Source organism: Flavobacterium sp. KACC 22758, assembly GCF_028736135.1.
GTDB classification, from domain to species: domain Bacteria; phylum Bacteroidota; class Bacteroidia; order Flavobacteriales; family Flavobacteriaceae; genus Flavobacterium; species Flavobacterium johnsoniae.
On sequence record NZ_CP117878.1, the window covers coordinates 1651249 to 1676495 of the forward strand.

The following is a 25247-nucleotide window of genomic DNA, read 5'->3' on the forward strand; positions in this document are numbered from 1 at the left end:
GTGCGATCTGTGGCAGAAAAATCTAAAATTTTCTCGTTTTATAATAATTAATCATCAAATCTATAAACTTGCTGTAGCTTTCCATTCCGTCTTTTTGATTGTTCGATTTCAGGAAATTATCATACAGAAAGTGAAAACCTTTATCTATAAAGGTGTCGTATTTTTTCCAGAAATCCTGGCTTTCCTGATAGTTTTTTAAAATTCCGGGATTTATCTCTTTTTTTAATTTTTCAAAAACTTTTTCATTTTTAAACTTCCAGATTCCAAGACAATAACGCAATGCAAAGCTGTATCCTGAATATTGAAAATATAAATTATCATTTTTCACACATGCCAAAACGCCGATAAAATTACATTCATTTTCACTCGCAAAACCAATTTGATGAGCCATTTCATGTGAAGCCGTGAGCGGGAAAGAATACATAGGCAGTAAATCATTTACCTGTGCTTCATTGGTAAACGGATTTAAATAACCGCCAAATCCCATATAAGTTAATGGAACGCTGAATAGTGATTTTTTAACGCTTAATGTGTTGTATTTAAAATATGGATGCTCTTGTGCTAAATTGTTATATCCGCTTAAATTCATTTTAAAAACTTCTTCCTGTGAATACGGAAGTTGAATTTTCTCGTTCTTATTTTTTGTGATCTTAAACTGGATTTCATTTGTTTTGACAATCAGTTTTTTTGTGAACGCTAATAAATCAGCATCGCTGTATTCTCTTTTAATTTCCATTTTCTGGAAAAGAGGTTCACGATAATAATTAAAAGCCCAAAGCACATGAAACAGAAAATAATAAACGGAAATTTTGCCTAAAATTTTTAAGATATGATCTTTCCATTCGGTTTTCCATGTTTTTCTAATTTTCCAGAACCAGCTGATAATTGATATAATCAAAATACCGTAAATGCAGTCGCCCACAGAAAAAGGAATTTTACCTAAAACTATTCGTAAGAAATGAGAAATTCTAATGTATAAATTGTTGCTGTAAAAGCCTTCAACAAAGTCAGGAAAAAACGGAAGAACTTTTAAAAAGATAATCTGAATTAAAAGAAATAGGGGAAGGATATGTTTTCTTGTCACGGTTATTGCGTTTGTATAAAAATAATAATTAAAAGATAGTTAGTGTTATTTTTTGTAAATTTGTTATTCAATAATAAGGAAAAAATGACACAAATCACTTTAAATATTCCAGATAATGAATTGTCATTCTTTATGCAGTTAATAGAAAAATTCAATTATGAAACTGTAATAAATGAATTTTCAGTGACTGAAGAAATGAAAAATTTGTTAGACGAAAGAAGATCAACTTCAAAAACAGATGAGTTTCTTCCTTGGAATGAAGCAAAAAAGGAATTGCGTTTTAAATAAGGCAAATGATTTTTAATGTTGTTATTGAGTCAAGAGCGCTCGTTGATATACAAAATGCTATTGATTATTATGAATCTAAGCAAAGCGGTTTAGGTGAATATTTTTATAAAGTGATTGACGAACATTTAGATACATTATCTAAAAATCCTTTTTTTTGAAATCAGATATAAAGATTATCGTGGTCTTCCCACTAAAAAATTTTCATTTATCATTTTTTATTTCATCGATGAGAAATTAAAAACAGTATATATTTTATCTGTTTTTAATACTTCAATGAATCCTGCAAAATATCCTCTTTAAGAAAATTAAATTTACTTTCGTATTACTTGCTTTAAATAGAATATTCGTGTAATTCTATTTTAAAGTCGTTTTAATTTGCGCTAATTCGTGAAATTCGAGGCGGAAAAAGCATTTAAACTTTGTAACTTTGAGGCTCTTAATTGTTAAACATCAAACAAAATATAATGAGTCAGGAAATAAGAAATCTGGAACCAAAAGCACTTTGGAATAAATTTGCAGATTTAAACGCTGTTCCGCGTCCTTCAAAGAAAGAAGAGCGAGTAATCGAGTTTATGAAAAACTTTGGAAACAGCTTGGGTTTAGAAACTTTTGAAGATGAAATCCGAAATGTAATCATCAGAAAACCGGCAACTCCGGGAATGGAAAACCGCAAGCCAATAGTAATGCAGGGACATCTTGATATGGTGCACCAAAAAAATGCCGATACCGTTTTTGATTTTGATACACAAGGAATTGATATGTATGTTGATGGTGACTGGGTTCGTGCGCGTGGTACAACATTAGGAGCTGACAATGGGTTAGGAGTGGCAACTATTATGGCTGTTTTGGAAAGCAAAGATATTCCGCATCCTGCAATCGAGGCTTTATTTACTGTTGATGAAGAAACAGGAATGACTGGAGCTTTAAATCTAAAGGGAGGAATTCTACAAGGTCAGATTTTGTTGAATCTTGATACAGAGGAAGATGATGAAATTGATATTGGATGTGCTGGTGGAATCGATGTAACGGCAACAAGAACTTATAATGAAGAAGAGGTTTCTGAAGCTTCAGTTGGTTATACTATTACGGTAAAAGGCTTAAATGGAGGACATTCTGGAATGGATATTCATAAAGGTTTAGGAAACGCAAACAAAATTATGAACCGTTTATTATTTGATGGTTTTGAAAATTTTGGACTGCAGGTTTCTGAAATTAACGGAGGAAGTCTTAGAAATGCAATTCCGAGGGAAAGTGTTGCGAAAGTAATTATTTCTCAAATGTTTGATGAAGCGTATGTGTATGACATGCAGGAAATTATTTCTGATATTAAAGCAGAATACAAAACAACGGAACCTAACTTAACGATTGAAATCGTAAAATCTGATTTGCCTGAAAAAATAATGGATTTAGGCGTTCAGGAAGGTATTATAAGAGCGATTTATGCTGCACAAAACGGAGTTTACAGAATGAGTCCTGATATGGCTGATTTAGTTGAAACTTCAAATAATATTGCCCGCGTTGTTGTAAAAGACGGAGAAATTTTAGTGGGATGTTTAACACGTTCTTCTGTAGAATCTTCAAAATTTGATTTAGCTAATTCGTTACGTTCTGCATTTGAATTAGTAGGATGTGAAGTTGAACTTTCTGGTTCTTATCCGGGATGGACTCCAAATGTAAACTCTGAAATATTAGAAGTTTTAAAAGATATTTACGAAAAACAAAATGGCGAACAGCCAAAAGTTGTAGCTTGTCACGCTGGTTTAGAATGTGGAATTTTAGGAACAAATTATCCTGGAATGGATATGATTTCTTTTGGACCCACAATTCACGGAGCGCACTCTCCAGACGAAAGAGCGAGTATTTCATCTGCACAGAAATATTGGAAATTTGTATTAGAGATTCTTTCAAATATACCGGTTAAATAGTCTCAGTATTCAGTCACGGTTTTCAGTTTCCTTAGAGACTGAAAACTGCGGCTGAAAACTTAATCCCTTTTTGGAGCGTTTTTCTTCTCTCTTTTTTCTTCTTTCTTTTCTTTAGCCGTTTTTAACGGTTCTTTTTTTTGCTGTTTTTTAGCATCCTGACTTTTTGCCATTGATATTTGTTTTAATTGTTTTAAATTGATTATTAAGTAAATATAGCTTTTTTAAATCCTAAAAGGCATAAAAAAATCCCCAATTTTTAAAATTGAGGATTTGTATGATAAGAGTAAAGCTTTAATTCCTTTTTAATACTTTGTATTGCTCGTAACAACCGCTTATGGCATCTAAGATCTGTAAGTCATTTGCTGATTGAATAAAAGCATCAGAATAGTTGCAGCGATGCATAATTTCAGGGATTTCGTCTTTGCTTATTCCTAATAAAACAGCAATAGTTTCACGGTCGTATTTGGTTTCTAAAAGATTTCTAATTGTATCGTCCTTTTTCATATCCTTAAGCTTTTTAAGCTCCCTGCTGTTTTTTCCGAAGAAATTATAAAGCATATCGGCAGGGTTAAAAATAGAGCCCAATACTTTTCCAAAAGCATTTGGAGAGTATTCTCCTGCTTCATAACCTTGTGTAAGACCAGAAATACTATAACGGTAGTTTTCTTTTGTAGGGATCAGTTTAGAGTCAATTTCAAGATAGCCCGTTAAACTGAAAGGGGCAATGATAACTTCTTCAAGAGCAATAGCTTTTTCAGTAAGCTGAATTCGAGTTACTTTGTTTTTTATCCAGTCATTTGTTACTCTGATTCTAAGAGATTGAAATCCTAAAAGAGAGAAATGAATAGTATCATTAGGCTGTACATCAATTTCAAAATATCCTTTTGAATCTGATTTTGCACCGCGTACTTTGTTTGTGTTAATGATATTTACATTTGGAAGAGGCTGTTTACTATCGTCGTTTATAATGTAACCTGAAACTCTTTGCGGGGTTGATGAGTCAACATCTTGCGCAAAACTAACAGCCGAGAATAGTAAAAAAAAGAAAACTGCGAAATATTTCATATCCTGATTTAAAGCACTAAAAGTAGTAAATCGAGATTAAATATTTCGTAGTCTTGGAATATAATTATAAGAAAATTAACAATGGCATCAGTATAGCTTTTAGTATTTTAATAAAAAGCGGTATAGATGATAAATTAAAATACTTCGAATTAGAAAGCTTATTTTATAGAGTAAGATTCTTAATATAAAAAAATCCCAAATTCCAATTATGTCTGGAATTTGGGATTTTGTATTTTAAGATATTAAATAATTAATCTCTTCTTGGTCTTCTTGGTCTTGATGAATCACCAAAACTTTCAGAACGTCTTGGAGCTCTGTCAGAACCACCTTCGTTTCTTCTAAAACCTCCTTCTCTTGGAGCAGAGTTTCTGTCGCTTCTAAAACCTCCGCCAGAACCTTCACGTCTTGGAGCAGAATTTCTGTCGCTTCTAAAACCTCCGCCAGAACCTTCACGTCTTGGAGCGAAGTTTCCTTCTCTTCTTTGTCCGCCAGAATTTCTTCCGCCGCCACGATTGTTGTGGTCACGTCTTCCGCCTCCGTCATTTTTAGAAATTTCAACATTAATACGACGTCCTTCTAATTGAACGTTGTTTAAAATATCCATTACTTTATCAGTGTGCTCAGGATCAGTGTTAAAGAAAGAGAAACCTTCTTTTACATCTACTTTGAAAACGTCATCACGACCTAAGTCTAATGTTTCTTTCAAGTAATCTTTTAAAGACATCCAGTCAAAATTGTCTCTAGAACCAATGTTTACAAAATAACGAACAGCTCCGTTGTTGTTGAATTCTCTTGGCTCAGAATCACCTCTTTCACGTCTTTCTCCAGAAGATTGAGTAGAGATATCTCTATTCTTTTTGTAGTAAGTAATGAAACGGTTAAATTCTACAGATACCATTTTCTTAATCAATTCTTCTTTAGATAAATCTTCAAGAACATTGTTAATTGCTGGTAAATAGTTGTCAATTTCGTGATCAACCTCAGTATCTTTAATTTTGTTTGCTAAGTGTAATAACTGAATTTCGCAGATTTCGATTCCAGATGGAATAGCTTTTTCTTCGAATTTTTGTTTAATGATTCTCTCGATAGAAGAAATTTTACGTAACTCACTTTTTGTAACGATTACAATAGAAGTTCCTAATTTTCCTGCTCTACCAGTACGTCCAGAACGGTGGTTGTAAGTTTCAATCTCATCAGGTAATTGGTAGTTCACAACGTGAGTTACGTTATCAACGTCAATACCACGTGCAGCAACGTCAGTAGCAACAAGCATCTGAATTTGTCTTCCACGGAAAGATTTCATTACCCCGTCACGTTGTGCCTGAGATAAATCTCCGTGTAACGCAGCGGCGCTATATCCATCTTCAATTAATTTTTCAGCTACAGCCTGTGTATCTCTTTTTGTACGACAGAAAACTACAGAGAAAATATCCGGGTTAGCATCTGCTAAACGTTTTAGAGCTTCGTAACGATCACGAGCATTTACTAAGTAAAATTCGTGAGAAACTGTTGCAGAACCTGAGTTCTTAGCACCAACAGTAATTTCAACTGGTTCGCTCATGAATTGTTTTGCAATTCTGGCAACCTCTTGCGGCATAGTTGCAGAGAACAACCATGTGTTTTTTTGATCTGGTGTATCTGATAAAATAGATACGATGTCTTCATAGAATCCCATGTTCAACATCTCATCAGCTTCATCAAGAATACAGTAATCTATATTTTTAATGTTAACTAAACCTCTGTTAATCATGTCTTGCATTCTTCCTGGAGTAGCCACAATAATTTGTGCGCCTCTTTTAATCTCTCTAGCTTGCTCTGTAATACTAGCCCCGCCGTAAACTGCTACCACATTAATACCTTTTTCGTATTTTGAGTAGTTTTTAAGTTCGTTGGTAATCTGTAAACAAAGTTCTCGTGTTGGCGATAAAACTAATGCTTGTGTGTTTCTATTGTCAGCATCAATTTTTTGAATTAGCGGAAAACCGAAAGCTGCCGTTTTCCCTGTCCCTGTCTGAGCCAACGCAACCATATCTGTGTCTTTTTCCAATAATAGGGGAATCGCCTTTTCCTGTACCTCTGACGGATTTTCAAATCCTAGATCTAAAATCGCCTTCAGTAACGATTCATTCAATCCTAATTGTTCAAATTTATTCATATATGTATTTAAAATAGGGTGCAAAATTACTGTTAATTATTCACATAAACTAATGCAATTTCAAGAATTATGCATTTGTTATGATTTGATTATCAAAAAGTTACGATTTTGGTAAAATGATTTTTTGCAAAAAATCCAGAATTTGCCCCAAAAACACGTCTGAAAATGTAAAATTTGAGCTTTAAAATGTTGTATTTGAAACAATTATTTTGTGGTAGACAGGAAATCAATTAGTTGCTGAACTGCTTTTCCACGATGTCCAATGGTGTTTTTTATTTCCAAAGGCAGTTCTGCAAAGGTTTTGTCAAAATTTTCAGGTTTGAAAATTGGGTCGTATCCAAAACCATTTGTACCTGTTTTGGTCTCTGTAATTTCTCCTTTTGCAATTCCAGTAAATAAATATTGCTTTCCTTCCAGGTTTAAAGTGATAACGGTTTTAAACTGAGCGCTTCGATTTTTGTTGTTTTCTAATGCCTTTAAAAGTTTATTCATGTTATCGTCGGCATTTTTTTGCTCGCCGGCGTAACGTGCAGAATACACTCCGGGTTCACCATTTAAAGCATCTACTTCCAGTCCAGTATCATCTGCAAAACAATCGTAGCCATACTTTTGTGTTACGTAATCCGCTTTCAAAATAGCATTTCCCTCAATTGTATCTGCAGTTTCAGGAATATCTTCAAAACAATTAATATCTTCTAAACTTAATATTGTAATACTTTCAGGAAGCATGCTTTGTATTTCTGCAATTTTATTTTTGTTGTTTGAAGCGAAAACGAGTTTCATAGAATTAAGTGTTTAAATGATTTTCAACACAAATTTAGAATTCTTATATTTGATATACTGCCTAAAAATAAAATAAATGCAATTATCTGTTTTATATAAAAAAATCCTGCCGTTTGTAAAACCTTACAAAAAAATGGTAATTGCAACTTTACTCCTTACTTTCTTAGGATCGTTTGCGGCGCAGGTAAACGCTGTAATTTTAAAATATACTGTCGATACTATAAATAATTTAATGGTTGCCCACGAACCATTATCCAAAGGGTTTCATTTACTCGGTATTATTAGTGTTGTATTATTAACTAAAGAATTGGTTAATTCAGTGGTTCAGTTTGGGCAGAAATTCTATGGAGAAAAACTCCGTATTTTCATCACAAGAGATATATCACAGACAATTGTAGAAAAAATTCTAAGTTATAGAATGGAATTTTATACTTCAGATGAAAATGAAAGTGGAAAACTTCAAACAAGAATCGATCTCGGAATTAGCAGTTTAACACGACTGGTTCAAAACTTTTTTATTGATATCCTGCCTTTGTTTGCCAATGCTTTTGTGGCTTTGGTAATTATGTTTTATGCCAATGTTTATGTTGGATTGGTAAGTTTGTGCATTATTCCTATTTATTTTTATATCAGCCAATTGCAAGCCACAAAACTAAGTGGTTTTAGAAGAAGAATGCGTAATTATCGTGAAACTAAAAATAACGGAATTATTAGCTTAATTGAATCTATCACGGTAATTAAATCTTTTGTTCGCGAATCGACCGAAGCAGATCGCCATGAAAAAATTCAGTATGAAATGACCGAAAATCAGCTGCAAACCAGAAAAACCAGTTTTATTTTTGAAAGTATTAAAAGTTTTGTCGAGCAGATAGGTGTCGTGATTATCATTATTCTGACGGCTTATTTTGTGCTGAATAATCAAATGACAATTGGTGCGATAATGTTTCATATTATGTTGTTTAATAATGTTTCGTCCCCAATCAGGCAATTGCACCGAATTTATGACGAGGTAAATGATGCTTTAATTTATTCAGAAGGTTTCTTCGATATTTTAGAATCAGATAAGGAAATTGAAACCAGCGGTAATTATATGCCTGAAAAAATTTCAGGATTGATCGAAGTTAAAAATGTAGACTTTGTTTACCCAAACGGCACTCAGGCACTTTATGATATTAATTTTACGGTAAAACCTAATGAAACTACTGCTTTGGTAGGATTAAGCGGAGCCGGAAAAAGTACTATTATTAATTTATTGGATAAATTTTACCTGCCATCATCAGGGCAAATATTTTTAGATGGAGTTGATTTAGTCGATTATGATACAGACTTTCTGCGTAAAAACATTGGTTTGGTTTTGCAGAAGAATCATATTTTTAAGGGAACTATTGCAGAAAATATTTTATACGGAAATCCCGAAGCTTCTCACCCAGAAATTATCGAAGCTGCAAAACAAGCTTATATTCATGAACAGGTAATACAACTGCCAAAAGGTTATGATTCTGATGCGCATTTGCTTTCGGGCGGGCAGCAGCAACGAATTGCGATTGCAAGACTTTTTCTTAAAAATCCGCCAATTATTTTTCTGGATGAACCAACTGCCAGTTTAGATGCCATTGCAACAGAACAAATAAAAAAATCTCTCGATGCTATTAAAAAAGACCGAACTGTAATTATAATTTCGCACAGCATTTCTCAAATTATAGATGCGGCGAATATTATTGTTTTAGAAAAAGGACGATGCGTCGAAAAGGGAACCCATGATGAATTGTATGATAATAAAGGAACGTATCATCAAATATTTATGGCAATGGCAAACAGTTTGAACATCGAAAAAATCACACAGACTTTTGACTGAAATAATTGAAAGTTATTTTTTCAAAAACAAAAACCGTAATAATTCCAAAAGTATAAGCCAAAATATCTTCCCAAAGAAATCCCTGTCCTAAAACATATCTGCCAAAAAGTGTTTTTCTAAGTTCAATCATCCATTCGCCTTGATACAATTGTAAAAACTCAATGCAATAGCAGGTAATAAGGGAAAGTAATATTATGATGTAATATTTTTGAAAAGGAAAAAATATTCTAGCCAGAAAATAAATCATCACAGCGTACAAAAAGTCTCCTATCCATAATGGGACAAATGTTGTTTTTCTGGAGCAGATTCCAAGAAAAATGATGAATAGAAAAAGGGAGAAATAATAGATTCTGGATTTCAAGTTTACACTGGTTTTGTTCAAACAAATTTATATTAAACAGCACACAGATGAAACTGATTTAACAGGTTTATTATTTGTTTACTTCGTTAGTTAAGACAAACTCAGATAAAAGGAGTTTAATAGTACATTTTTAGGGAACGAAAAATACAAACCTTAAATGATTTTACTTTATTTCATAAATTTATCGGTTAATAAACTTTCTATCAAAAACAACCACATGAATTCAAAACTTTTCACGCTGATTACGGCTTTGTTTCTTATCGGAAACCAAACCTATGCTCAAAAAAACAATTCGTTTAATGTTCAAAAACAATTAGAGTATTGCGCAGAACAGGCATCCAAAACTTTAAAAGTAATTCCAGATGACGGAACTTCACCAAGAACGGTCCCAAATGGAAGCAAAGACTGGAAATTTGTTAGTTACAAAGACTGGACAAGCGGATTTTGGCCTGGTGAATTGTGGTATTTATATGAAGCAACAAAGGATAAAAAATGGGAAAAAGAAGCAGATAAATTCAGTCGTTTCTTAACGCCTTTATCTGTCAGCAAAGCAGCTGACCACGATTTGGGTTTTCAGATTTTTAATAGTTTTGGAAACGGATATCGATTGACAAAAAATCCGGAATACAAAGAAATTATCCTTAAAACAGCCGACACTCTGGCAGCACTTTTTAATCCAAAAGTAGGAACGATTCAGTCCTGGCCTCATAATAAAATGGGCGGTCATAATACAATTATTGATAATATGATGAATCTGGAACTTCTGTTTTGGGCATCTAAAAATGGAGGAAACAAAAAGCTGTATGATATTGCTGTAAAACATGCCGAAACGACAATGGCAAATCATTTCAGACCAGATAATACTTCGTATCATGTTATTATTTATGATTATGAAACCGGTAAGAAAATAAAAGGAAGAACGGCTCAGGGGTACAGTGATGACAGTATATGGGCGCGTGGTCAGGCTTGGGCAATTTATGGTTTTACAATGACTTACAGAGAAACAAAAGATCCTAAGTTTTTAGATTTTGCACATAAACTAACACGAGTTTATTTAGATAAACTTACAACAGAAGATTTAATTCCGTATTGGGATTTTAATGCGCCTGATATTCCAAATGCTCCAAGAGATGCTTCGGCAGCGGCAATTGTTTCTTCGGCACTTTTACAGTTGAGTTCTTACACAAAAGATAAAAACCTGAAAAACGAATATCTGACAAAGTCTAAAAAGATGATTGTTTCACTTTCAGATCATTACCAGAGTCGAGATGTAAATTCAGCCTTTTTACTTCATTCAACCGGACACAAACCTGCAGGAAGTGAAATAGATTGTTCTATAAATTACGCAGATTATTATTATCTTGAAGCACTTTTAAGACTTCAAAAAATAAAATAAAAAATTATGGTAAAGAAAATAAGCCAGATTTCGTTTGTAATTATCATGGTATTGATGCTCTCAGGCTGTAAAAATACCAAACAAAAACTTCAGGAATTTGTAGTGAAATACAATGCAACTGCTTCTAGTTTTAAGGCTGAAAATGTAACACTTACTACAGCAAGAGGTTATATAAACGACAATAAAATTGAATTGCGTTTTGAAACTGATTTAGAACAGAATGATGCTAATAAAACTGCGGCAAATATATCGTTTCCCAAGCTGTTAAAAGATATGTTCGATAAAAATCAAATTCCGGAAGAATTGGTTAACGAGGGTGTGCAGTTTGATGCTTATTTTTTAGCAGATGATAATACTGTTTTTGTAAAAGAAGTGATTACAAAAGAATCACTGCCTGAATTATTGAAAGAATAATTGAGCTGTAAAAATACTCAAAACAGAAAGCCTCTTTAATTATTTAAAGAGGCTTTTTTAGTTTATCTAAGTTTAATCCTTTCTATTTTAAACTTTGTGTAATTGACTTGTAGTTAAATAATTACATTTTTTAAAATTATTATTTGATGTTGTTTTTTTATTTTAATTTCATTATGTTTGAGTTAAAAATTAACTAATAAACCAAAAAATTATGAAAAAAATTACCCAAATCGTATTTATTTTTGCAACAATGTTAGTGTTGGTAAGCTGTAAAAATACCAAACAAAAAATTCAGGAGCACGTAAGTACTTATAATAATTCATCAACAATAAAAGGACACGGAATTACAAGTACAGCGGCTAAGGCATTTTTAAATGACAACAAAATCGAGATTAGAATTGAAACTAATTTAGAAGAAAATGATTCTAACAAAGCGGCCTACAAAGAGTCATTCCCTGATTTATTAAAAGAAATGATTCAAAACAATCAGATTTCGACAGAACTAATCGACGAAGGAGTAAAATTTGACGTATATTTCCTGGCTTATAACAATGCAATATTAGCCCAGCAATTAGTTGATAAAGAAGAATTAGCTGTTTTAGAAAACGGAGCGGCCGCAGATAATAAAGAAACTGCAAAACTCTAAGATTTCATATAAAAAATAAAAGCCTCTTTGGAAATTCAAAGAGGCTTTTATTTTTAGTTACGTTTGGTAACGTTCGTTAAATTATCAGGGAAATACAATTCTGATAGATTTGTAAACTCGTCACCTCGCATAAAGATATTGATATCAACGTCTGCAAAAGATGTTTTTCCGGCTGCAGCCAAAAGTTCATTTGCAGAATGAAGTGTATTTTTATGGAAATGATACACACGGTCTGATTTATCGGTTACAACCAGACCTTTCATCAGCATTTTGTTTTGAGTGGCAACTCCGGTTGGACATTCATTATTATGACAGCGTAAAGCCTGAATACAACCTAATGAAAACATAAAACCTCTCGCGCTGTTACACATATCTGCACCCAAAGCAACGGCATGAAGAATGGAATATCCTGAAATAATTTTCCCGCTTCCTATAATGCGTATTTTGTCACGAATATTTAATCCAATTAATGTTTTATTGACGAAAATTAAAGCCGGTTCAAACGGCATTCCAACACCATCTGCAAATTCTAACGGAGCAGCTCCGGTTCCGCCTTCGGCACCATCAATTGTAATAAAATCAGGATAAGTATCTTCGGCGATCATTTCATGGCAGATAGCTTCAAACTCAGCGGTATTTCCAATACATAATTTAAAACCTATTGGTTTTCCATTCGATAATTCGCGTAATTGTTTAATAAACTGAATTAATCCTTTTGTATCAGAAAAAGCAGTGTGTCCGGGAGGAGAAAGAATCATGGTATGCGGTACAACTCCTCTAATTTTAGCAATCTGCTCTGTGTTCTTTGCAGCCGGAAGCACGCCTCCATGACCTGGTTTTGCACCTTGCGAAAGCTTAATTTCGATCATTTTTACATTTGGAAGATTTGCCTTTTCTGAGAATTTTTCAGGGCTAAAATTTCCTTCGGCATCACGGCATCCAAAATAACCCGTTCCAATCTGCCAGGTAATATCACCGCCGCCTTCAAGATGAAAATCGGTTAAACCTCCTTCGCCTGTGTTTTGGTAAAAATTCCCTTTTTTGGCACCAATATTAATGGCGCGTACTGCATGTTCACTCAAAGAACCAAAACTCATAGCCGAAACATTAAATAAAGAAGCAGAATAAGGCTGTTTACAATCTTTTCCTCCCACTAAAACCCTTGGAAGTTCTTCGTTTACTTTTGCAGGGAAAATAGAATGTTTTATTCCTTCGTAGCTTTCAGTATTTAAGTTTTGCTGTGTTCCAAAAGGTGTACTTGAGTCAATATTTTTTGCCCTTTGATACACTAAAGAACGCTGGTTTCTTGAAAAAGGTTTTCCATCTGTAGATCTTTCAATAAAATACTGCTGAATTTCGGGCGCAATCATTTCAAATAAATATCTAAAATAACCCAAAACCGGGAAGTTCCTTAAAATGGCATGTTTTTTTTGAGAAGCATTATAAGCTCCAATAATCAATAAAAGAGGGATAATGAAAACGAGTAAGTAACCTCGTCCGGTGTAATAATAAATTGCAGCAACAATTAGAAACAATAAGAATCCGTAAATAAAGAATTTCTTTCTCATGTTTTTAAATAATAATAGGGTAATAAATTAATTAGTTGAATCGTAAACGCACATAAACGTGTTTTATGCCTTTTTTATCCGATTCTCTTTCGTCGATTTCCAAAATATCCGTCAATGATTTCAGCATTGGCGTAAGCTTAGAATAACCATAATTTCTTGGGTCAAATTCTGGTTTTTTCTTTACAATCAGATTCCCGACATCACCTAGAAATGCCCAGCCGTCATCATCTTCAATATCTTCAATTGTAGCTTCAATAAGCTCAATGGTTTGTTTATCTACTTTGTGAAGTGCTTTTTCAGCAGGTTTTTCCACAGGTTTTTTGGTGTCGGCTGTGTTTACTTTTGGTTTTTTCTTCTGAATTGCACCATCCAAAACCTCAATATAAATAAAACGGTCGCAGGCTACGATAAAAGAACTTGGGGTTTTCTTTTCGCCAATACCAATTACTTTCATGCCGGATTCTCTTAATCGAACTGCTAATCGGGTAAAATCGCTGTCGCTGGAAACGATGCAGAAACCATCTAATTTCCCGGAATACAGCAAATCCATAGCATCAATAATCAACGCAGAATCTGATGAATTTTTTCCAACCGTGTAACTATATTGCTGTATAGGAGTAATGGCATGTTCTAGTAAAACGGCTTTCCATCCATTTGCATTCGGCTTTGTCCAGTCTGCATAAATTCTTTTGGTAGTTGGTGTTCCAAATTTTGCAATTTCCTCCATCATACCTTTCACATTACTGTATGGCACATTATCGGCATCAATCAGGACTGCCAGTTTTAAATCTTTTGAGTTGCTTAAAGGCATATTTAGATATTAGAAAATTAAATACTCTCAAAGTTAAAATTAAAATTGGTTTTTATAGAAAGTCAAAGCCGAATAAGTAGTTTTTTAAGTACTAATTAGTTTCATTATAAATAAGGATTTTCTCTAGTAAAATTAATTAAGGATAAATTTGTCTTTTATTTTAAACTTTAATACATTTGCAGGGAATTAATCCAACAGTTTATGTTTTCAAAAGCGTGTGAATACGGAATCAGAGCTTCTATTTTTATTGCCACCAAATCGTCAAAAGGGATTCGGGTGGGAATAAAAGATGTTGCCAAAGAAATTGATTCGCCGGAACCATTTACTGCCAAGATTATGCAGATTTTAACCAAAAACGGCATTATTCATTCGGCAAAAGGAGTGGGAGGAGGTTTTGAAGTTTCGAAGGAAGCATTAAAGTCAATAAAACTAATTCAGATTGTTGATGCAATCGACGGTGATAAAATTTATAGAGGATGCGGTATTGGTTTAAAAGAATGTTCAGAAGAACATCCATGTCCTGTGCATTTCGAATTTAAAAAAATAAGAGGTCTTCTTTTACAAATGCTTTCAACAACAACTTTAGAACAGCTTGCTTTGGGAGTAAAATCAGGAGACTTTTTTCTAAAAACATTAAATACAAACGATTAACATTAAATAAATTTCTTAAAAATGAATACAAAAACCAAAATTTCACTATTGATCCTAATGGGATTTTTAACTATAACTTCTTGCGGTAAAAAAGAAACAGCTCCGGTTGAAGAACAAACAGAAACTTCTACAGAAGGCGAACAAGCTCCAGCAGCTGCGCCAGCTGAAGAAAATGTATTGGTTATTGAAGGAAACGACCAAATGCAGTTTAATACAAATGAATTAAAAGCAGTTGCCGGAAAAACAATTAAATTGACTTTAAAACACGTTGGTAAAATTCCAAAAGAAGCAATGGGCCACAATTTAGTAATTCTTCAGGAAGGAACAGACCAGAGTGCATTTGCTTTAAAAGCTAATGATGCAAAAGCGACTGATTATATTCCTGAATCTGAAAAAGCTTCTATCATTGCACATACTAAATTATTAGGCGGCGGAGAAGAAGATACAATCGAATTTACAATTGATAAAAAAGGATCATATCCGTTTATCTGTTCTTTCCCTGGCCACGTAGCCATGATGAAAGGTGTATTAATTGTTGAGTAAATAATATAGACTCCAAATGCTGAAAATAGGTTTGGAGTTTTTTTTAAAACCAATAAAAGATAATTTTGTCTTTTATTAATAAATTTCCCCCCAAGAGAAATGAAAAGAGAAAAAAAATTATGGCTCGTTTTTGCATTGGTAATGAGCATATCATTTGCTGTGCTAGGTTATTATGGTTATGAAATTTATCAGCAGGCGCCTCCGGTTCCTAAAGAAATTATAACCGATTCAGGAAAAGTGGTTTTTACTGAAACCGAAATTAAAGACGGGCAGAATATCTGGCAGAGTATAGGAGGCCAGGAGGCAGGATCTATCTGGGGACACGGTGCTTACGTTGCCCCGGACTGGACTGCTGATTGGCTGCACAGAGAAGCACTTTTTATACTGGATAAATTTGCCAAAGAAGATTTTAATAAAAAGTTTGACGATTTGGATGCCGAAAAACAGTCGGCTTTAAAAATTCGTCTGCAAAAAGATCTTAGAACTAATCGTTATGAGGCCAATACAGGAGTTCTTACAATATCTGAAAATCGTTTAGCAGCTATTGAGAGTTTAAGCGAATACTACAAAGGACTTTTTACAAACGATCCTAAGTTTGATAAACTGAGAGAAGAATATGCAATTCCGAAAAACTCAATAAAAGATGATGCGAGAATGCACAAAATGAACGCATTTTTCTTTTGGGCTACCTGGGCAACAGTTACTAATCGTCCGGATTCTGATATTTCGTATACACACAATTGGCCTTCAGATGAATTGGTTGGAAACAAAGCAACCAAAGAACTTTTGGCATGGTCTGGAGTCAGTATTATTCTGCTGATTTTAAGTATTGGAATTTTAGTTTTCTATCATGCAAAATCAGGTGAAGAAGAAGAATTTCCGCTTCCAAAAGAAGATCCAATCATCAATCAGGGCAAAACACCTTCGATGAAACTGGTTGTAAAATACTTTTGGATTGTAAGTTTACTGATGATTTTACAAATGGCTTTTGGAATCATAACAGCCCATTACGGAGTAGAAGGAAACGGCTTATACGGAATTCCAATTGATCAGATTCTGCCTTACGCCGTTACACGTACATGGCATACGCAATTGGCAATTTTTTGGATTGCGACGGCATGGCTGGCAACGGGATTGTATATTGCTCCGGCGGTTTCGGGTAAAGATCCTAAATTTCAATGTTTTGGTATTAACTTCTTGTTTATCGCCCTGCTGATTATTGTTTTGGGCTCAATGGCCGGACAATGGTTTGGTGTAATGCAGAAATTAGATTTGGTACAAAACTTCTGGTTTGGTCATCAAGGTTACGAATATGTTGATTTAGGGCGATTCTGGCAGATTTTCCTTTTAGTTGGATTGTTTTTATGGCTTGCCTTAATGATTCGCCCTTTAATCCCAATTTTAAAGAAAAAAACACAAGAGAAAAACCTGATTATTTTATTCCTGATTTCTTGTACGGCAATTGCCATGTTTTACGGCGCAGGATTAATGTGGGGAAGACAAACCAACTTAGCCGTTGCTGAATATTGGAGATGGTGGGTAGTTCACCTTTGGGTTGAAGGTTTCTTCGAAGTTTTTGCAACCGTTGTTATGGCTTTCTTATTTGTTCGTTTAGGATTGCTGAAAACCAAAACAGCTACTTTAAATGTATTGTTTGCGACCATTATTTTCATGTCGGGAGGGATTTTAGGAACCTTCCATCACTTGTATTTCTCAGGAACGCCAACCGCGATTATGGCTCTTGGAGCGACTTTCAGCGCACTAGAAGTTGTGCCTTTAACTTTAATAGGATTTGAAGCCTATCAAAACTATAAAATCTCAAAATCAACCCAATGGATTGCCGATTACAAATGGCCGATTTATTTTATGATTTCTGTTGCGTTTTGGAATTTCCTTGGAGCCGGAATTTTTGGATTCATTATTAATCCGCCAATTGCGCTTTATTATATACAAGGCTTAAATACAACGCCATTACACGGACATACGGCTTTATTTGGAGTTTACGGAATGCTGGGAATTGGACTGGTATTGTTTGTATTAAGAAGTTTATACAGAAATGTAAACTGGAATACAAAACTGCTGAAAATTACTTTCTGGTCGCTGAATATTGGTTTGTTTTTAATGGCAGTATTGAGTTTACTTCCAATTGGAGTGTGGCAGGCAATTGAAAGTATCGATCACGGAATGTGGTACGCACGTTCATCAGAATTGATGCAACAGCCGGCAATGATTACCTTAAAATGGCTTCGTGCGATAGGAGATTCTATTTTCGGAATTGGATTTATAACAATGGCATGGTTTGTATTTGACCTGACCTTAAAAAACAAAAAATAAAAACAAATTTAAAAATTGAGTATCATGGAAAATTTAAAAAACAAAACAATAGGATCATTCGTAGCTCAGGATTATAGAACTGCTGCGGTTTTCTCTAAATACAGAATTGATTTTTGCTGCAAAGGAAACAGGACCGTAGACGAAGTCTGCGAAAAACAAAATATTGACGCCGATGTTTTATTGCAAAACATTCAAGAGGTTATTCAGTCTGAAAACAATGGTTCGATTGATTTTAACTCATGGCCTTTGGATTTGCTGGCAGATTATATCGAAAAAACACATCATCGTTATGTTGAAGATAAGACACATACACTGCTTGCTTTTTTAGATAAGTTATGTAAAGTTCACGGAGCCAATCATCCTGAGTTATTTAAGATAAACGAATTGTTTATTGGCTGTGCCGGCGAATTATCACAGCACATGAAAAAAGAGGAATTAATTTTATTCCCTTTTGTGAAAAGAATGACCAAAACCAAAGAATCTGACGGGATTTTATCTCAGCCTTCGTTTGGTTCAGTTTCAAATCCAATCGCGATGATGATGCACGAACACGATAATGAGGGGGAGCGTTTTAGAGAAATTGCTGCTTTAACAGATCATTACACGCCGCCTGCAGATGCTTGTACAACGTATAAAGTAACTTTTGCAATGCTTAAGGAATTTGAAGAAGATTTGCATAAACACATTCATTTAGAAAATAATATCCTGTTTCCCAAAGCAGTTCTTCTAGAAAAAGATTTTGTTGAAGTAGAATAAAAATAAATTTAATAGTTTGAAAAGCACCGATAGCACATTTAAAAATGATATTTATCGGTGTTTTTTTATTTGAAGAAATGTTATTTTTAACGAATTGAGTACTAAAAAAAATAAACACATAGAAACATAGACTTTAACAAACTTAAAAGAAGATTGGAGAAAATCTAGATTTTTACACATAGTCCCGAAGCTTCGGGATGTATTCATACAAGTGAAACGCCTTTTAAACGCTTGCAAAATCTATGTTTCTATGTGTTTAAAAATCAATATTATGAATTCTCAAAAAGCCTGGATACTCTGCTGTTTTTTTAATTTTCTGATTGCTTGTGTATTCGGATTAGTAATGCGGCTGGTGTATTTTTTTCCTTTAGATTTTATAAACTACAGTTTTCTGCTTCACGCACATTCTCATGCTGCAATGCTGGGCTGGGTATATATGATGATTTACGTTCTAATTGTCTGCTTTTTTATTCCGAAGGAGAAAAGACAAAATCGAATTTATAATCGTTTATTCTGGCTTACTCAATTTTCGGTTATCGGAATGATGATTGCTTTTCCTATTCAGGGTTATGCCTTGTTTTCTATTGTTTTTTCGACGATGCATATTTTGCTGAGTTATATTTTTTGCAGATTGGTGTGGAAAGATACTTCTAAAGAAAAAACACCGCAGCAAAGACTTTTACAGGCTTCTGTTTTGTTTATGATTTTGTCGACTTTTGGAGTTTGGTGTTTAGGCCCGGCTGTAAGTACACTTGGAAAGCAAAGTGCTTTTTATCAAATTGCGATTCAGTTTTTTCTTCATTTTCAGTTTAACGGCTGGTTTATACTCGCAATTTTAGCGTTGTTTTTAAAACAATTTCAAAATAAAATAGATGAGGTGAATTTTAGAAAATTTTATCTTTTAATTATTATTTCAACTCTTTTAACGGTTTCTTTTCCAATACGATGGTTTGTAGAAAATAATATATTGAATTGCATTAGTGTTCTGGGAGTTTTGGTTCAACTGCTGGCTTTTGTTTATTTCTATAAAATGCTGCAGCCACAAATTCATCATTTTAAAAATTCTTTGGATAAAATGACTAAAACAGTTTATGGTTTGGCTTTATGTTCATTGTTTCTCAAAGCAGGAATTCAGTTATTGACGATTTTTCCCAATTTAGCCGAAGTTTCGCATCAAATCCGAAATTTTGTAATTGGATTTATTCATTTAACAACTTTAGGGATTATAACTGGATTTTTGTTTGGAATATTACTGCAGAATAAAATGCTTTCTGCTGATTCAAGAGTATTAAAAATAGGAGTAAAAGCTTTTATAATAGGTTATCTAGCAACCGAAATTCTGCTTTTTCTTCAGGGTGCGCTTCTTTATTTTGGTAAAGCAATACTTGCAGGATATTATGAAAGTATTTTTGTTTTTAGCATGCTTTTGGTGTTTGGATTAATTTTAATGATAGTATCATGTAATAAATTTAGAATATGTTCCTCTGGAGCTTAAAACTGAACAGAGTTAAAACAAAAAACAAGAGTCGATCCATTCCTAAAAATCTCCTCTTGTTTTTCTCCTAAATCAAAATGTGTAATCTTTATATTTTTTGTGCTTCCCTATTTATTGCTTCAATTGTTTTTTCATTGTTTACGCCCAAGCCTTCTTGTTGAAACACTAATTCTCCTGCCTCATTAAATACACTTATAATATTTGAGTGCGAAAAATCTACCGGAGATATTTGTTTGTAATTAACAGCCAAAACAGCAGCAAATTCGCGTGTATTTTCTTCAGATGAACGAAGAAAAAGCCAGGGTTCCTGATTCATTTTATTTTCAATTGCAAAAGATTTTAGTCTTTCCGGAGTATCGATTTTTGGATCTATGCTTACCAAAATCAGTTTTACATTCTTTTTTATTTTCTTGTCGAGTTTCGATTCAATATCTCGCATATCAGCAACTAATCTTGGGCAGGCTGCTTTACAGCTTGTATAAATCATAACCATTACCAAAACATTTCCTTTAAGACTTTTTAATTCTATCTCTTTATTGTTCTGAGTAGTCCATTTTGACGGAAGGTTGTAAATTGACAAATCGCTGATGTCTTTACTTTTTTCTGCGGGAATATCTTTTTTATCAGCTTCTTTACAGCTTTGCAAAGAAAATGAGAAGATTAAAAGAGCAATTATTATTTTTTTCATTTCAAATAAATTAAAATTAGAGTTTTGGTTTTGTGCTGGATGCACATCTAAAACCAAGATTTCGGGTTGAATATTGGGCCTTAAGGCTTCCTCTAAAAGCATATCGCATAAAAGCCGCATAATCCATTAAATCGGTGGCATTTACAGAAGCGCTTCCGCAGAATAAATTCTTATCACTGCTTTTGTCTTTTCTTGATTCTCCCGATAAAAAAATGCTGTTAAAGTCAGACGTCCATTCCCAGACTAAACCGTGCATATCATAAACACCCCAATAATTTTTAAAAGTCTGCCCAATTTTATTTTCATAAGTTTTGGACTTTTCATACCAGGATAAAATATATTCGTTAAACTCTTTTTTGGTTCTGGCATCTACTTTTTTTTCATCGGCCATAGCCGCGTATTCCCATTCATCCATTGTGGGTAAACGCTTTCCCTGACATTCACAGTATTTTTTTGCAGCAAACCATGAAACACTAGTTACAGGCGATTTAGAGGCAACATTTCCAAAATCAAAATCACTTTTCCAATACGACAGATAACTTTTGTCTGCAAAAATTCCTTTTATTTTTGATTTACTGTACTGCTGATTTTTTTTAATAAAATTTAAAAATTCTGCATTTGTAACTGGGTAAACATCCATATAAAAAGATTTTACAAGTACAGGCTTTTTGGAAGAGGCTCCGTAAAGAGGGACAAAAGAGCCCTCTTTTACCGGAACCATTCCATTTTCCTGAGCTCTTGAAAACTCTGAGAGCATCAAAAAAAAGGTGATAATGAAAAAGTGTATTTTCATGCTAAAGAATTGCTGTTATCTTAATGCTTTTACCATTTCTGGAGTAATGTCTGTTTTATTATTGCCCCAGCTGTTGTAGATATAAGTTAGAACGTTTGCTATTTCATCATCAGATAAATTTTGAGCAGGCATTACGTTGTTGTATTTTTTTCCGTTTACAGTTACTTCGCCAGTTAAACCGTGTAATATTGTTGTAATAGCACGTTTAGAATCGGCATTCAAGTAATCTGATTTGGCAAGAGGAGGGAAAGTACTTGGAATTCCCTGTCCTTCAGATTGATGACAGGCAAAGCAGGTTGTGCCAAAGATTTCTTTTCCAATTTTAATTTTCTCTTCAACTGTACGTTTCGGAACGGCAGTTTTTGCTGCTGAACCTCCCGGCATTTTTTGAATTGTTCCTCCTTCCGGCAGGTAAATACCTTCCTGAATTGTTCCAGAGTAGATGTTTTTGTTTTCTTTCCCTTCAACTTTCAGCATTCCCAAAGCACCTTTATTAAATGCTCTAAAAATCGAGTGGTCAACCAAAATAAAAGTTCCCGGAGTTTCTACTTTAAAATCTACAATTGCGGCACCGCCGGCAGGAATTAAAGTAGTTTGTACATTTTTATTGATAGTGCTTCCGCCTTCTATATGAACACTATCGAAGATTTCGCCAATTACGTGGAAAGAAGAAACCAAATTTGGTCCGCCGTTTCCAACAAACAAACGTACAGTTTCTCCCACTTTTGCTGTCAATTCACCGCCATTTGTTAAAGAGCCTACTTTTCCGTTAAAAACTACATAATCAGGAGTTTCTTTTACAGCTTTGTTCATATCAAAAGGCTGTAGACCTTTTTCTCCATATTCGCCCTGAGTATAAAAATCTCCCTGCATAACATAGTATTCCTTATCAACAGGAGGGAGTCCGCCTTCTGGTTCAACCAAAATCAAACCATACATACCGTTTGCAATATGCATTCCAACCGGTGCAGTAGCACAATGATAAACATAGAGCCCGGGATTAATTACTTTAAAGCTGAATACTTTTTCATGCCCCGGAGCGACTAATGATGAAGTAGCCCCGCCGCCCGGACCTGTTACGGCGTGTAAATCAATATTATGAGGCAGTTTATTGTCAGGGTGGTTTTTTAGGTGAAATTCTACTTCGTCGCCCACACGGGTTCTGATAAAACTTCCTGGAACAGATCCGCCAAATGTCCAATAAGTATATTTTACACCATCAGTCATTGTGCCTTCCTGTTCTTTGATTTCCATGTTTAGTTTTAGTTTCATGGCCGTTCTGTTACCTACTGGTTTTGGCACATGAGGCGGAGAAGTAAGTTCTGCTTCCATTTCTCCTTCAGTCATTATATCAGCATAGTTTTTTGATTCTTCCTTTTTACAGCTTCCTAAAAACAGGACAGCAAAAAGAGAATAAACCAATAATTTCATTAAAATGCAGTTATTCTTTTTCATAAGAGTTGGTTTTTATTTTTCAGGTTTAAAATTTTTTATCAAAAATAAAAGACTAATTTGTCTTTTATTATGATAAAAATCATACTTTAGTGAGAAAGAAAAAAATAATCTGCTAATTATAAAACTGAAAAAGCCAGAGTTAAATCTTGTTAAAAAATGGATGTTGATTATTTTTTAATAAAAATAAATGACTGTCTGAATTTTAGAATAATAATGATTATTTTTGCTCGCTGATTAAGTTAAAAAAATTACTACACTATATTATGGTAAAAGATTTATTCGAAAGAATTCAGGACAATAAGGGACCTTTAGGAAAATGGGCTTCTCAGGCAGAAGGCTATTACGTTTTCCCAAAGTTAGAAGGAGAGTTGGGTCCTAGAATGCAATTTCATGGAAAAAATATCCTAAACTGGAGTTTAAATGATTATTTAGGTTTAGCTAATCATCCAGAAGTTCGTAAGGCTGATACAGATGCAGCAGCTCAGTTTGGTGCAGCTTACCCAATGGGTGCTCGTATGATGTCTGGACACACTACTTATCATGAGCAATTAGAAAATGAACTGGCTTCTTTTGTAATGAAAGAATCAGCTTATTTATTGAATTTTGGTTACCAGGGAATGGTTTCTATTATTGATGCTTTGGTTACAAAAAATGATATCATTGTTTATGATGTAGATTCACATGCTTGTATTATTGATGGTGTTCGTTTGCACATGGGTAAACGTTTTACTTACAAACACAATGATCTTGAAAGTATGGAAAAAAACCTGCAGCGTGCTACTAAAATGGCCGAAGAAACAGGCGGAGGTATTTTATTTATTACCGAAGGTGTTTTTGGAATGCGCGGACAGCAGGGAAAATTAAAAGAAATTGTTGCGTTAAAACAAAAATACAATTTCCGTTTATTAGTTGATGATGCACACGGTTTTGGTACACTTGGTAAAACAGGAGCTGGAGCAGGTGAGGAGCAGGGAGTTCAGGCAGATATTGATGTTTATTTCTCTACTTTTGCAAAATCTATGGCTAATATTGGTGCTTTCGTAGCAGCAGATAAAACAGTTATTGATTACTTAAAATATAACTTACGTTCTCAGATGTTTGCAAAAGCATTACCAATGATTCAAACAATTGGTTCTTTGAAACGTTTAGAGTTATTACGCCAGTCTTCTGCAATTAAAGATAAACTTTGGGAAAACGTAAATGCTTTACAAAGCGGTCTTAAAGAAAGAGGATTTAATATTGGAGATACAAATACTTGTATTACACCAGTTTACTTAGAAGGAAGTATTCCAGAAGCAATGGTAATGGTTAACGATTTAAGAGAAAATTACGGTATTTTCCTTTCTATTGTTGTATATCCGGTTATTCCAAAAGGAATTATTTTGTTAAGAATGATTCCAACAGCTTCTCATACATTAGAAGATATCAAAGAAACATTAGCAGCTTTTGAAGCAATTCGTGAGAAACTGGTAAACGGAACGTATAAAGAAATTGCAGAACGTACAACAGTAGACGTTTCGTAATTGATTTAAAAATAAATTCTCACATGGGAATTATGTAAAAAAATCCATTCGTTATGCGAATGGATTTTTTTTATTTGAGGTAACTTTATTTCATAATCACAAAATAAAAACAGCATTATGAAAAAAGTACTAACACTAACGGCCCTTGTTTTTACGGTTCTTATTTCTTGTAAAAAAGCAACCGAAACAGAGCCAATACAAATTACTCCAAGCCCGCCAAAAAAGGCCGAAATTGTAGAACCAGCCGGAGATCAATGTTATGAATGGAGATCAAACGGAAGCATTATGGAGATGAGTTTTAATGTAAACTCTCATCAGGAAGTAAATGGAAAATTAAAAGTTGATATAGTAGGAAAAGATAAAAATGAAGGAACTCTGATTGGTAATATGAAAGGTGATACTTTAATTGCTGATTATACTTTTAATTCTGAAGGAGTTTCATCAGTAAGAGAGGTTGCTTTTTTAAAAAGAGAAAATACCTTTATTGAAGGATATGGAGATGTAGTTACAGCAAATGACAAAGTAACTTTTAAAGACAAAACAAAATTGAAATTTGATCCAAAAAATACACTTACTAAAGTAGATTGTAAAGTAGAATAAATGAAGTGTTTATAAAGTGAAAAATCCATTCGTTTTGGGGGCGAATGGATTTTTTTTA

At 33.8% G+C, this 25247-nt stretch carries 23 protein-coding genes; 13 read left to right on the forward strand and 10 right to left on the reverse strand.

Features of this window, described 5'->3' with window-relative positions; all coding sequences use genetic code 11:
- Nucleotides 1-22: 22 nt before the first annotated feature.
- Nucleotides 23-1084 (reverse strand): DUF3810 domain-containing protein, encoded by a 1062-nt coding sequence (locus PQ462_RS07075; protein ID WP_274252896.1) that lies wholly within the window; start codon nucleotides 1082-1084, stop codon nucleotides 23-25.
- Between the two features lie 84 nt (nucleotides 1085-1168).
- Between PQ462_RS07075 and PQ462_RS07080 the strand changes: the two genes are divergently transcribed.
- The gene (locus PQ462_RS07080; protein WP_274252897.1) at nucleotides 1169-1372 is read left to right on the forward strand and encodes a hypothetical protein; all 204 of its coding nucleotides are present in this window, start codon (nucleotides 1169-1171) and stop codon (nucleotides 1370-1372) included.
- Nucleotides 1373-1836: 464 nt separating this feature from the next.
- On the forward strand, nucleotides 1837-3297 hold the full coding sequence (locus PQ462_RS07085; protein WP_274252898.1) for an aminoacyl-histidine dipeptidase: 1461 nt from the start codon (nucleotides 1837-1839) through the stop codon (nucleotides 3295-3297).
- A 291-nt stretch (nucleotides 3298-3588) separates the two neighbouring features.
- Here PQ462_RS07085 and PQ462_RS07090 read toward each other — a convergent pair whose 3' ends face one another.
- From PQ462_RS07090 to PQ462_RS07100, 3 genes are all read right to left on the reverse strand, one after another.
- Nucleotides 3589-4362: a carboxypeptidase-like regulatory domain-containing protein gene (locus PQ462_RS07090; protein ID WP_012024467.1), complete on the reverse strand. Its 774-nt coding sequence runs from the start codon at nucleotides 4360-4362 to the stop codon at nucleotides 3589-3591.
- Nucleotides 4363-4612: 250 nt separating this feature from the next.
- Entirely contained in the window at nucleotides 4613-6517 is a 1905-nt protein-coding gene (locus tag PQ462_RS07095; RefSeq protein WP_012024468.1) for a DEAD/DEAH box helicase, read from the reverse strand.
- A 204-nt stretch (nucleotides 6518-6721) separates the two neighbouring features.
- Nucleotides 6722-7300, reverse strand: a complete 579-nt coding sequence (locus PQ462_RS07100; RefSeq protein WP_274252900.1) for a non-canonical purine NTP diphosphatase — start codon at nucleotides 7298-7300, stop codon at nucleotides 6722-6724.
- 76 nt (nucleotides 7301-7376) lie between these two features.
- Between PQ462_RS07100 and PQ462_RS07105 the strand changes: the two genes are divergently transcribed.
- A complete protein-coding gene (locus PQ462_RS07105; RefSeq protein WP_274252901.1) occupies nucleotides 7377-9155 on the forward strand; it encodes an ABC transporter ATP-binding protein in 1779 nt (592 codons plus the stop codon).
- Here the strand turns inward: PQ462_RS07105 and PQ462_RS07110 are convergent.
- Nucleotides 9136-9516 (reverse strand): ribosomal maturation YjgA family protein, encoded by a 381-nt coding sequence (locus PQ462_RS07110; RefSeq protein WP_274252902.1) that lies wholly within the window; start codon nucleotides 9514-9516, stop codon nucleotides 9136-9138. The genes PQ462_RS07105 and PQ462_RS07110 overlap by 20 nt on opposite strands.
- A gap of 217 nt (nucleotides 9517-9733) precedes the next feature.
- On the opposite strand from PQ462_RS07110, the gene PQ462_RS07115 reads away from it, so the two are divergent.
- The 3 genes from PQ462_RS07115 to PQ462_RS07125 all read left to right on the forward strand — a co-directional run bounded on the left by PQ462_RS07115 (nucleotide 9734) and on the right by PQ462_RS07125 (nucleotide 11972).
- A complete protein-coding gene (locus PQ462_RS07115; RefSeq protein WP_274252904.1) occupies nucleotides 9734-10912 on the forward strand; it encodes a glycoside hydrolase family 88 protein in 1179 nt (392 codons plus the stop codon).
- A 6-nt stretch (nucleotides 10913-10918) separates the two neighbouring features.
- Entirely contained in the window at nucleotides 10919-11326 is a 408-nt protein-coding gene (locus PQ462_RS07120; protein WP_274252905.1) for a hypothetical protein, read from the forward strand.
- A 211-nt stretch (nucleotides 11327-11537) separates the two neighbouring features.
- Nucleotides 11538-11972 carry a hypothetical protein gene (locus PQ462_RS07125; protein WP_274252906.1) on the forward strand — a complete coding sequence of 145 codons (435 nt, stop codon included), beginning with the start codon at nucleotides 11538-11540 and terminating at the stop codon, nucleotides 11970-11972.
- 53 nt (nucleotides 11973-12025) lie between these two features.
- Here PQ462_RS07125 and PQ462_RS07130 read toward each other — a convergent pair whose 3' ends face one another.
- Both PQ462_RS07130 and PQ462_RS07135 read right to left on the reverse strand, forming a co-directional pair.
- Entirely contained in the window at nucleotides 12026-13540 is a 1515-nt protein-coding gene (locus PQ462_RS07130) for an FMN-binding glutamate synthase family protein (RefSeq protein ID WP_274252907.1), read from the reverse strand.
- A 31-nt stretch (nucleotides 13541-13571) separates the two neighbouring features.
- Nucleotides 13572-14351: an NYN domain-containing protein gene (locus tag PQ462_RS07135; RefSeq protein WP_012024476.1), complete on the reverse strand. Its 780-nt coding sequence runs from the start codon at nucleotides 14349-14351 to the stop codon at nucleotides 13572-13574.
- Nucleotides 14352-14552: 201 nt separating this feature from the next.
- Here PQ462_RS07135 and PQ462_RS07140 point away from each other — a divergent pair, with 201 nt between their 5' ends.
- From PQ462_RS07140 to PQ462_RS07160, 5 genes are all read left to right on the forward strand, one after another.
- On the forward strand, nucleotides 14553-15002 hold the full coding sequence (locus PQ462_RS07140; RefSeq protein WP_274252908.1) for an RrF2 family transcriptional regulator: 450 nt from the start codon (nucleotides 14553-14555) through the stop codon (nucleotides 15000-15002).
- Between the two features lie 21 nt (nucleotides 15003-15023).
- Nucleotides 15024-15545 carry an azurin gene (gene azu, locus PQ462_RS07145; RefSeq protein WP_274252909.1) on the forward strand — a complete coding sequence of 174 codons (522 nt, stop codon included), beginning with the start codon at nucleotides 15024-15026 and terminating at the stop codon, nucleotides 15543-15545.
- Nucleotides 15546-15644: 99 nt separating this feature from the next.
- The gene (locus PQ462_RS07150) at nucleotides 15645-17879 is read left to right on the forward strand and encodes a nitric-oxide reductase large subunit (RefSeq protein WP_274252910.1); all 2235 of its coding nucleotides are present in this window, start codon (nucleotides 15645-15647) and stop codon (nucleotides 17877-17879) included.
- Nucleotides 17880-17903: 24 nt separating this feature from the next.
- Nucleotides 17904-18635 (forward strand): iron-sulfur cluster repair di-iron protein, encoded by a 732-nt coding sequence (ric, locus tag PQ462_RS07155; protein WP_274252911.1) that lies wholly within the window; start codon nucleotides 17904-17906, stop codon nucleotides 18633-18635.
- Between the two features lie 271 nt (nucleotides 18636-18906).
- Nucleotides 18907-20130: a hypothetical protein gene (locus tag PQ462_RS07160; protein WP_274252912.1), complete on the forward strand. Its 1224-nt coding sequence runs from the start codon at nucleotides 18907-18909 to the stop codon at nucleotides 20128-20130.
- 88 nt (nucleotides 20131-20218) lie between these two features.
- On the opposite strand, the gene PQ462_RS07165 is transcribed toward PQ462_RS07160, so the two are convergent.
- Genes PQ462_RS07165 through nirK form a run of 3 tightly spaced genes read right to left on the reverse strand, consistent with a single transcriptional unit; the run spans nucleotide 20219 to nucleotide 23066 of the window.
- Entirely contained in the window at nucleotides 20219-20818 is a 600-nt protein-coding gene (locus tag PQ462_RS07165; RefSeq protein WP_274252913.1) for an SCO family protein, read from the reverse strand.
- Nucleotides 20819-20834: 16 nt separating this feature from the next.
- Entirely contained in the window at nucleotides 20835-21611 is a 777-nt protein-coding gene (locus tag PQ462_RS07170; protein WP_274252914.1) for a formylglycine-generating enzyme family protein, read from the reverse strand.
- A 15-nt stretch (nucleotides 21612-21626) separates the two neighbouring features.
- Nucleotides 21627-23066: a copper-containing nitrite reductase gene (gene nirK / locus PQ462_RS07175; protein WP_274252915.1), complete on the reverse strand. Its 1440-nt coding sequence runs from the start codon at nucleotides 23064-23066 to the stop codon at nucleotides 21627-21629.
- A gap of 263 nt (nucleotides 23067-23329) precedes the next feature.
- On the opposite strand from nirK, the gene PQ462_RS07180 reads away from it, so the two are divergent.
- Nucleotides 23330-24589 carry an aminotransferase class I/II-fold pyridoxal phosphate-dependent enzyme gene (locus tag PQ462_RS07180; protein WP_012024485.1) on the forward strand — a complete coding sequence of 420 codons (1260 nt, stop codon included), beginning with the start codon at nucleotides 23330-23332 and terminating at the stop codon, nucleotides 24587-24589.
- Between the two features lie 117 nt (nucleotides 24590-24706).
- Entirely contained in the window at nucleotides 24707-25189 is a 483-nt protein-coding gene (locus PQ462_RS07185) for a hypothetical protein (RefSeq protein WP_274252916.1), read from the forward strand.
- The last annotated feature ends 58 nt before the right edge of the window (nucleotides 25190-25247 follow it).